The following is an 8,459-nucleotide window of genomic DNA, read 5'->3' on the forward strand; positions in this document are numbered from 1 at the left end:
GAAACGTAGAACTGCATGGGATGGGGTGATGACACACCCCTTAGCTTGAGGGTTGCCCGAAACAGAAATGGACTGAGGGCGTTAACCACTCAAGAATCCCACGGCTTTAGGCGTGTGGAGTGTCAAAAGAAAAAGGGAACTTGATGGGAGTCGGTTCCCTTTTTTAATCCGAGTCCGATTGACGCCGATCCCTTACTCACCCTGTGGTTGATAAATGTCCCAGGCAAATTTGATGGACTCTACTATGTTGTTAGCGATCGTTTCTGCGTCCATATTGTTGGTGGATATTTTGGAATTATGCAGGGAATAAGCTCTTCTTCTCTTAAAAAACAGGTCTTCGATCTCATGTAATGTTTTGTTTTGCAGAACGGGACGGCTATCAATGATCAATGGGAGTCGCTCTTTCCAAGATTCCCAAGATAGATCAAGGAAGTAAACGATACATTTAGACAAACAAGCCTTTCTCACTTCCTCTTGCAAATAAGCGCCTCCACCCAAGGAAATGATCTTCAACGTTTGGTGATTGCAAATATTGACGATGAATTCCTTTTCTACTCGACGAAATTCTGCTTCGCCCACTTTCTTGAAAATTTCTGTTATCGGCATCCCATAAATTTTTTCTATTTCTTTATCGATATCAATAAAGTCACGATAAAGTTTTTTAGCCACAAGCTGGCCGACCGTTGTTTTGCCGACGCCCATAAACCCTATTAATACGATATTTTTCTCACGAATAGGGATTTCCGATACTTCTGACATATGAAACTCACTCTCTTCTCAAAAACACATATTTGTGCTTAGCATAGCAGGTTAAAATATCTAGATCAATGGTGAAGTGAAAGTGAAAATAGAGCCAGAATAAAAGTGGGTATGGTTGTGCAGCAAAAAACCCCACCTCCGATTCGTAGCAACAGCTAGAGTGGTTCGACGGGAAATTCGGACCCGCTACCCAAAAAAAGGGCGGCCTTTACCCGCCGACCCGTGCATCGAAACAGGATCGGGTGAAAAAAGGCCGCATGTTTGTAGAAACGAACGTTCAATCCGCCAGCCAGTTGGTGTGGAAAACGCCCTCTTTGTCGATCCGTTGGTACGTATGGGCGCCGAAGTAATCCCGTTGGGCTTGCAAGAGGTTGGCCGGCAGGCGCTCCATACGGTAGCTGTCGAAATAAGCCAACGCGGCGGAAAATGCCGGTGTCGGAATGCCCGACTGAACCGCGAGGGTGACGACTTGACGCCATGCATCTTGATAGCGCTCCACGACATTCCGGAAATACGGATCGAGGAGGAGGTTGGCCAAGTTAGGGTCGCGTTCGTACGCTTCCGTGATGTTTTGCAGGAAGCGAGCACGGATGATGCAGCCACCGCGGAAGATCTTGGCGATCGCGCCGTAGTCCAGGTTCCATCCATAGGCTTCCGAAGCCGCGCGCATCTGGGCGAAACCTTGGGCATAGGAGCAGATTTTGCTGGCATAGAGCGCCTGGCGAATCCGCTCGATCCATTCTTCCTTGTTGTCGACCGCAACCGGTTTCGGCCCGCGCAACAGTTGGGCGGCTCGTGTCCGTTCCACTTTCATCGCCGAGAGGAAGCGGGAGAAGACCGACTGGGTGATGATGGACAGCGGAACACCCAGATCCAGCGCGCTTTGGCTGGTCCATTTGCCGGTTCCCTTCTGACCGGCTGTATCCAGGATCACGTCGACCAGCGATTGGCCGGTTTCCGGGTCCACTTTGGTGAAAATATCCGCCGTGATTTCGATCAGGTAGCTGTCCAGCTCGCCCTTGTTCCACTCGGCAAATACGCGATGCAACTCCTCGTTGCTGAGGCCAAGCACGTCCTTCATGAGGTGGTAGGCTTCGGCGATTAGTTGCATGTCACCGTATTCGATGCCATTGTGCACCATTTTCACATAGTGACCGGCACCGTCCGGACCGATGTAGGTGGTACAGGGTTCCCCGTTTACCTTGGCCGCGATGGCGGTCAGGATCGGTTCCACTTGGGCAAAGGCCTCACGGTCACCGCCTGGCATGATGGCGGGGCCTTTCAGTGCTCCCTCTTCCCCACCGGAAATACCCGCACCGATAAAATGGAGGCCGCGGGCTGACAGCTCCCGACTGCGGCGGATCGTGTGTTGGAAATAGGCGTTGCCGCCGTCGATGACGATGTCCCCTTTTTCCAACAACGGAACCAATTGTTCCAAGGTGCGGTCGGTGGGCTCGCCCGCTTTTACCATCAGGATGATTTTACGTGGCCGCTCCAGCATGCCGACGAACTCTTCCAGGCTGAATGCCCCGCTCAATCGTTTGCCGGCGGCTTCCTTCAGAAGTTGTTCCGTTTTCTCCGGCGAACGATTGTAGACAGTGACGGAGAATCCTTTGCTTTCTATGTTAAGTGCGAGGTTTTTGCCCATAACGGCTAATCCGATCACACCGATTTGTGCTTGGGACACGTTGCGATCATCCTTTCATGATAAGACTCTCAATCCCATCTTCTCAAACTGTGTTGTCTTCGTCAAATCGGCATTCGGACAGCGGTACGACGCGTGTTTTCTTCACCCATTTATAACCCAGCCACAAGAGTAGGAACAGCGGTAAACCGATGTAGGACACAAGGATCCCGTACCAGTCTATATGGTCACCGGTAAACGCCCCGTAGTTTTGTCCCGCGATAACAATGACGCACAGGACGAAGGCGAATATGGGACCAAACGGATACCACTTAGCGACGTAAGGCAAATCGCGCAAGTCCCGTCCCTGGGCGAGGTACGCCTTCCTGAACCGGTAGTGGCTGATCGCAATGCCCAACCAAGCAATAAACCCGGACAATCCGGAGGCGTTGAGCAGCCATACATACACGGTTCCGTCACCGAACACAGAGGCCAGGAAAGCAGTTGCCCCGACCAAAGACGTCACAATCAAAGCGTTGACCGGTACTCCTTTGGCGTTGACCTTGGATAAGAAGCGGGGGGCTTGTCCCTCTTTGGCCATATGCCACAATATTCGGGTGGCAGCGTACACCCCCGAGTTGCCGGCGGAGAGTACGGCGGTGAGAATCACCGCGTTCATGACCGAAGCGGCGAAGGCGAGTCCCGCTTTTTCAAAAACGATGGTGAACGGACTTACGCCGATATTTTCCACACTACTGTCCACCAGCCTGGGATCGGTGTACGGGATCAGCAGACTGATGACGAAAATAGCCAGCACATAAAACAACAGAATACGCCAAAAGACCTGCCGTACCGCTTTGGGGATATTGACCCGCGGGTTTTCGCTTTCCCCGGCGGCTACCCCGATCACTTCTGTCCCTTGGAATGAGAACCCGGCAACCATGAACACGCTGAGTGCGGCCAGCCAACCACCGTGAAATGGTGCGTCTCCGATGTGCCAGTTTTGGAAACCGATTTTCTGTCCGCCGATGATACCGAAGATCATTAACAACCCTGCGGCGATGAACACGATGACGGTAATCACCTTGATAAGTGAAAACCAGTATTCCGATTCCCCGTAACCCTTGACGGAAAGGAGATTCAATCCGATCATCAGCGCCAGGAACAGCGCACTCCACAAAAAAGATGAGCTGTGGGGAAACCAGAATTTCATCACCAGCGTCGCCGCGGACAGCTCGGCCGCAATGGTGATTGCCCAGTTATACCAATAATTCCATCCCATGGCGAAACCCAACGCCGGATCAACAAAGCGGGACGAATAAGTGCTGAACGATCCGGAGACGGGGAGAAACGCCGCCATTTCCCCCAGACTGGTCATCAAAAAGTACACCATGAACCCGACCGCCAAATAGGCCAACAACGCTCCGCCGGGACCGGCCGTGTGGATGGAATTGCCGCTGGCCACAAACAGACCGGTACCAATCGAACCGCCGATGGCAATCATGGTCAATTGTCGGGAACGCAACCGCCGTTGCAGACGGTTGGAATCTTCCGCTTGCAAAGATGGTTTTGAAGTGACTTTCATGTGTTCACACTCCTTTTATAATAAAAAATGCCGTCGAAAGGCTCGACGGCATTGAATACCCGTATCACCTTCCGCCAAGATAGCGCTCCACGTCCGCTTTCAACGACCAGACGTGACAGTCCTGTTCCTGTTCGGAAACAGGCCCAGCCCGCGCGCCCAGAGCATGCGGCGCGGACTTCGGCGGCTTTTCCTTTCAACCGGCTTCCTCGCTGTCCCTGAAGCTCGACCGGCCTACTCATAAAAGCCGCAACCTCTATCTCACCGCGGCGAGATGGAGAAGGCTATTCCATTGTCAACTCGTTCATGAGTATAACGAAATGATCGCGTCAAAACAATGGAATTTTCATCCATCTGAAAGCCCAGCCGTGAAATAGGGCTCACCTGGGAAAACATTTGCCCCTCACGGATTTACCAGACATGTCCTAGTTATACCGGGTGGACTGCTTTTCCAAATCGCGGACGGAGTCACTTTGATCAGCTTCCCGCTCATTTTTGAATGTCCCCATTACCATGTCGAACACCGGGTTGGTCACCCCGTACCAATACTGTTCGTTCTTAAAATGGTGCCACAGGTGCATCTTTTTTAGCCAACGTCCCCAGGGTGTGATCGGCTGGATGGGACGGTGTGCCACATAGTGACACCATTCGTAATATAAGAGATAACCCAGCACCCCGGTGGTAAACGCGACAGTGAAGACGGTATCCCCCGATACGGCGTACACAATGCCGGCGACTGTGGCCACCAGAGGAAAACTGTACCATATCGGCAAAAACAACAGGCGAAGGTCGTCTGGGTCTTTGTGATGGTGATAGTGCAACCGTTGCAATAACCACAACAGCCAAGGGGTTTTCGGTGGCGGGAGATGAAAGAAGAAGCGATGAATCAAGTACTCGCTGAGTGCATATAACACCATGCCGAGCACCAACGCTCCCCAAACAGCTCCTTGATTGAGATGAGGCAGGGTGAATGCGACGCAGGTGGCGAAAACGATACAGGTGACCAAGATGTCGCGATGGCCGAAAAACTCCCGCAGAAACCGGGTTTGCACCATCCCGTTTCATCCCCTTTTTGATCCGGATTTACGCAAAGACGTTGCCAGTAACGTCAGGTAGGATTGGATAAACCGGAAAAACGACCGTTTCCGACCATAAAGGTTGGCCACCAGTGTGCGGAAGGGGATGAGCTTGTTTTGATACGGAAACCAGTGAACCTCCGAGGGCAACCAACCGCGGTCGATCAGCAGAGATTTTTCGTGACAAAAGATTCGGTATCCCTCATCGCCGTGATAACGGCCAATCCCGCTTTCCTTCACTCCTCCGAACGGGAGGTACGGATTGGCGATGGAAAGGACGACGTCATTGATGACCACACTTCCTGTTTCCAATGATTGCGCCACCCGGCGGGCTTTTTCGATGTCATTCGTCCACACGCTGGCACTCAATCCATAGACAGAATCATTGGCCGCACGGATGGCCTCTGACTCGTCCCGAAACGGTAATACACAGATGACTGGTCCGAATGTTTCTTCGCGCATGACAGCTGATCGGGTGTCCACACCCGTCAGGATGATGGGTTGAATGCGGAGGTCGCCAGATTCCGGCCAGTCCCGGGGGTGGATGCCGCTGACCAGTTTGGCTCCGTTTGCGACCGCGTCTTCCACCTGACGGCGGACGATCTCCTTTTGCTGTTCGGTTGTCATGGTACCGAGATCAGTTTCGTCCGAGCCATTCGATCGCAGTCGTGCTACTTCCCGTTTCAGTGCTTCCACAAAGGTGTCGTAAATGGGCTCCTCCACATAAATCCGTTCCACCGACATGCATACCTGACCGTAGTTGGTGAGCGCTCCCCACACCGCACCTTTGATTGCCCTGTTCAGGTTGGCGTCGGCAAAGACAATCATCGGATCTTTCCCGCCCAATTCCAGTGTGGTGGGGATTAATCGTTTGGCTGCCTCCTGCTGAATGATTTTTCCCGTCTGCACTGAGCCGGTGAAAAAGATATAATCCGGGTGTTCCTCGATCAATCGGGCACCCAATTCCTTTTCACCGATCGCCACTTGGACTACGCCTTCGGGAAAACCGGCTTCGCGAAATAGGGATGCGATCCATGCACCGACCCGGGGAGTCACTTCCGATGGTTTGAGAATGACGGTGTTGCCTGCGGCCAGTGCCTCGATCACGGGAATCACCGACAGCTGAAACGGGTAATTCCATGGTGAGATCACCAACACTACCCCACGGGGCTGGTAAGTGACGACGGACCGTTTGCCGATCAGGGAGATCGGCGTACGCACCTTTCTCGGTTTCAGGGCGTGTTTGGCACGTTTTTCCGCATGACCGATGGCATCCAGCACCGTCAGGATGTCACTTGTAAGCGCTTCTACTTTTGGTTTGCCCGTGTCCTGTGAGATGATCGCCATGCCTTCGTCCATTCTGTCGACGATGAGGTGACGCAGGGTGCGCAAATAAGAGAGCCGTTCATCAATACTTTTTCGTCGCCAAACATCAAACGCTTCCCGGGCCCGTTGCATCAAATCCGCGCTTGCATCTGGCGGCGTCTCCTCCCATTCCCTCGTTGGAATGGGATGGAGTGTTGTGGTTTCCATTGCTTTCCCTCCTCGTTTTTTCTGATTTGTTTATGTTATTCTATTTATTCTGAAATGAAGTGTCAATGTCTTCTCCTGGTAATCAGGTTCATTCTGGGCGGTTTATGACGCTGACAATTTCAGAGACTGCTGACAAAGTGGTTGGACCATTTGAGAACTCAGGAGCGGGTCCCGAAGAGGGGAAATCGGAGCCCGCTGGCTTTGAACAATCTCTCTCCCATCAACCGGGGTTCTCGACCGCCCCTGAATTCATGTAACTATACTCATTTGTGGTGGCGTTGTTCTCCCAACATCATTTCAACAACGCTGATGTGTGTGCTGGGAGCGTCACCATCGCTTGATTCGGTCCGTGTTGCCGGATTTGCACATCGGAGGGACTGGCGTATACGATGTGCAGGTGATGATCCGCATAACCGTGACGGTGACGGTTTGGTCGGACAGATTGTGCAGGACATTCAATTGCTCCCCACGAGAGATCCGTTGATAAGCAGCTACTCGCGTATCCTGAACCTGGAGCGGTTGAACCGTTCCGTCCATCAAAGCGGGATGTTGATGACGCAGACGGATCCACTGACGGTACCAGTGCAACAGGGAATCGGGATCGTGCAATTGCGCTTGTACGGAGACGGCGTTCGGTCCGTTGTTATATCGGGGTTCCTCCCATGTCGTCTGTCCGGGGCCATGACCGGGGTACCAGCGGAACGGTTCGCGGATGTACTCGTCCGGTTTTTCCCCGCGCATACCGATTTCTTCCCCGTAGTAAAGGAACGGGTTACCGGGCAGGGTGAGCAGGATGGCCGCGGCCGTTTTCGCTTTGTTCCCATCACCGTTCAATACACTCATCGTACGGTTTTGGTCGTGATTGGTCAAAAATGGCGCGTCGATGGCACGGGGATTGACGTCACATACATTCGCCCCGTTTCGGCGGCCAAAGCGGCAATTCCTGCATCTTGAGCCTGTTGAAGAGATTGCAGGATACGATCCGACAGATCGAAGTTGAACAGTGTATCCAGTTCACCGTAGTACGGAGCGACACGCTCTTTGGCATCCCATACTTCACCGACGAGATAAACGTTGGGCTTCACTTTTTGCATTTCTCTGCGGAATTGGCTCCACCACTCGTGATTCTTGGCCTCTAGCGTATCGGGGTAGATGTACTTTGCGGCATCAAGTCGGAAACCGTCGGCCCCTTGTTTCAACCAAAACTTCCCGATTTTGATGATCTCCTCCCGAACGCGGGGATTGTCGTAGTTCAACTCGGGCATGCCGCTCCAGAACAGTCCGTAATAGTAGTCTCCCGAGCCAGGGTAGGTCTCGTGCCAGACGGGTTGTCCCCACGGAACTTTTTCGTGGATATCCGTTTCTGCGTCAGCCCAGATGTAGTAGTCCCGATAGGGGCTGTTTTTGTCCTTGGACGCGGAGACAAACCAAGGATGTTGGTTACTGGTGTGATTGACGACCAAGTCGATGATCACTTTGATTCCGCGTTTATGCGCTTCACGTATCAATCGACGGAAATCTTCCAATGTGCCGTACTGTGGGTCAACCTGATAATAATCCACTACGTCATATTTGTGGTAGCTGGGTGATTTGGTGATCGGCATCAGCCAGAGACCGTCCACCTCCAGGTCGTTCCCGGAACGGGGATGCCCGTCGTTAAGATAATCCAGTTTAGAGGCGATTCCGGCCAGGTCCCCGTCTCCGTCCCCATTGGCATCGGCAAATTAGCGAACATAGATTTCTTGACACTCCACACGGCTAAAGCCGTGGGATTCTTGAGTGGTTAACGCCCTCAGTCCATTTCTGTTTCGGGCAACCCTCAAGCTAGGGGGTGTGTCATCACCCCGTCCCATATGGTTCTGCGCGACCGGGCACATGTACCCAC

At 52.8% G+C, this 8,459-nt stretch carries 7 protein-coding genes and 1 riboswitch; all 7 genes read right to left on the reverse strand.

Annotated elements, in window-relative coordinates; all coding sequences use genetic code 11:
- Positions 1-192: 192 nt before the first annotated feature.
- On the reverse strand, positions 193-759 hold the full coding sequence (locus tag NWF35_RS05235) for a shikimate kinase (RefSeq protein WP_301238036.1): 567 nt from the start codon (positions 757-759) through the stop codon (positions 193-195).
- A 277-nt stretch (positions 760-1,036) separates the two neighbouring features.
- Positions 1,037-2,446 carry an NADP-dependent phosphogluconate dehydrogenase gene (gnd, locus tag NWF35_RS05240; RefSeq protein ID WP_301238037.1) on the reverse strand — a complete coding sequence of 470 codons (1,410 nt, stop codon included), beginning with the start codon at positions 2,444-2,446 and terminating at the stop codon, positions 1,037-1,039.
- 43 nt (positions 2,447-2,489) lie between these two features.
- The gene (locus tag NWF35_RS05245) at positions 2,490-3,968 is read right to left on the reverse strand and encodes an amino acid permease (protein ID WP_301238038.1); all 1,479 of its coding nucleotides are present in this window, start codon (positions 3,966-3,968) and stop codon (positions 2,490-2,492) included.
- A gap of 72 nt (positions 3,969-4,040) precedes the next feature.
- A riboswitch (Lysine riboswitch) is annotated at positions 4,041-4,232 on the reverse strand.
- A gap of 158 nt (positions 4,233-4,390) precedes the next feature.
- Positions 4,391-5,020 (reverse strand): sterol desaturase family protein, encoded by a 630-nt coding sequence (locus tag NWF35_RS05250; protein ID WP_301238039.1) that lies wholly within the window; start codon positions 5,018-5,020, stop codon positions 4,391-4,393.
- Between the two features lie 6 nt (positions 5,021-5,026).
- Positions 5,027-6,574 (reverse strand): aldehyde dehydrogenase family protein, encoded by a 1,548-nt coding sequence (locus tag NWF35_RS05255; protein WP_301238040.1) that lies wholly within the window; start codon positions 6,572-6,574, stop codon positions 5,027-5,029.
- A 327-nt stretch (positions 6,575-6,901) separates the two neighbouring features.
- Positions 6,902-7,417 carry an alpha-amylase family glycosyl hydrolase gene (locus NWF35_RS05260; RefSeq protein ID WP_435873836.1) on the reverse strand — a complete coding sequence of 172 codons (516 nt, stop codon included), beginning with the start codon at positions 7,415-7,417 and terminating at the stop codon, positions 6,902-6,904.
- Positions 7,418-7,440: 23 nt separating this feature from the next.
- Positions 7,441-8,265, reverse strand: coding sequence for an alpha-amylase family glycosyl hydrolase (locus NWF35_RS05265; RefSeq protein WP_363321560.1), 825 nt, complete (start codon positions 8,263-8,265; stop codon positions 7,441-7,443).
- Between the last annotated feature and the right edge of the window lie 194 nt (positions 8,266-8,459).

It is taken from the genome of Polycladomyces subterraneus (assembly GCF_030433435.1).
Lineage (GTDB): Bacteria > Bacillota > Bacilli > Thermoactinomycetales > JIR-001 > Polycladomyces > Polycladomyces subterraneus.

Bases quoted from the DNA above. Each gene is read 5' to 3' on its own strand.
- NWF35_RS05250 (WP_301238039.1), bottom strand. From the start codon at position 5,020: ATGGTGCAAACCCGGTTTCTGCGGGAGTTTTTCGGCCATCGCGACATC.
- NWF35_RS05245 (WP_301238038.1), bottom strand. From the start codon at position 3,968: ATGAAAGTCACTTCAAAACCATCTTTGCAAGCGGAAGATTCCAACCGT.
- NWF35_RS05260 (WP_435873836.1), bottom strand. From the start codon at position 7,417: ATGAGTGTATTGAACGGTGATGGGAACAAAGCGAAAACGGCCGCGGCC.
- NWF35_RS05235 (WP_301238036.1), bottom strand. From the start codon at position 759: ATGTCAGAAGTATCGGAAATCCCTATTCGTGAGAAAAATATCGTATTA.
- NWF35_RS05255 (WP_301238040.1), bottom strand. From the start codon at position 6,574: ATGGAAACCACAACACTCCATCCCATTCCAACGAGGGAATGGGAGGAG.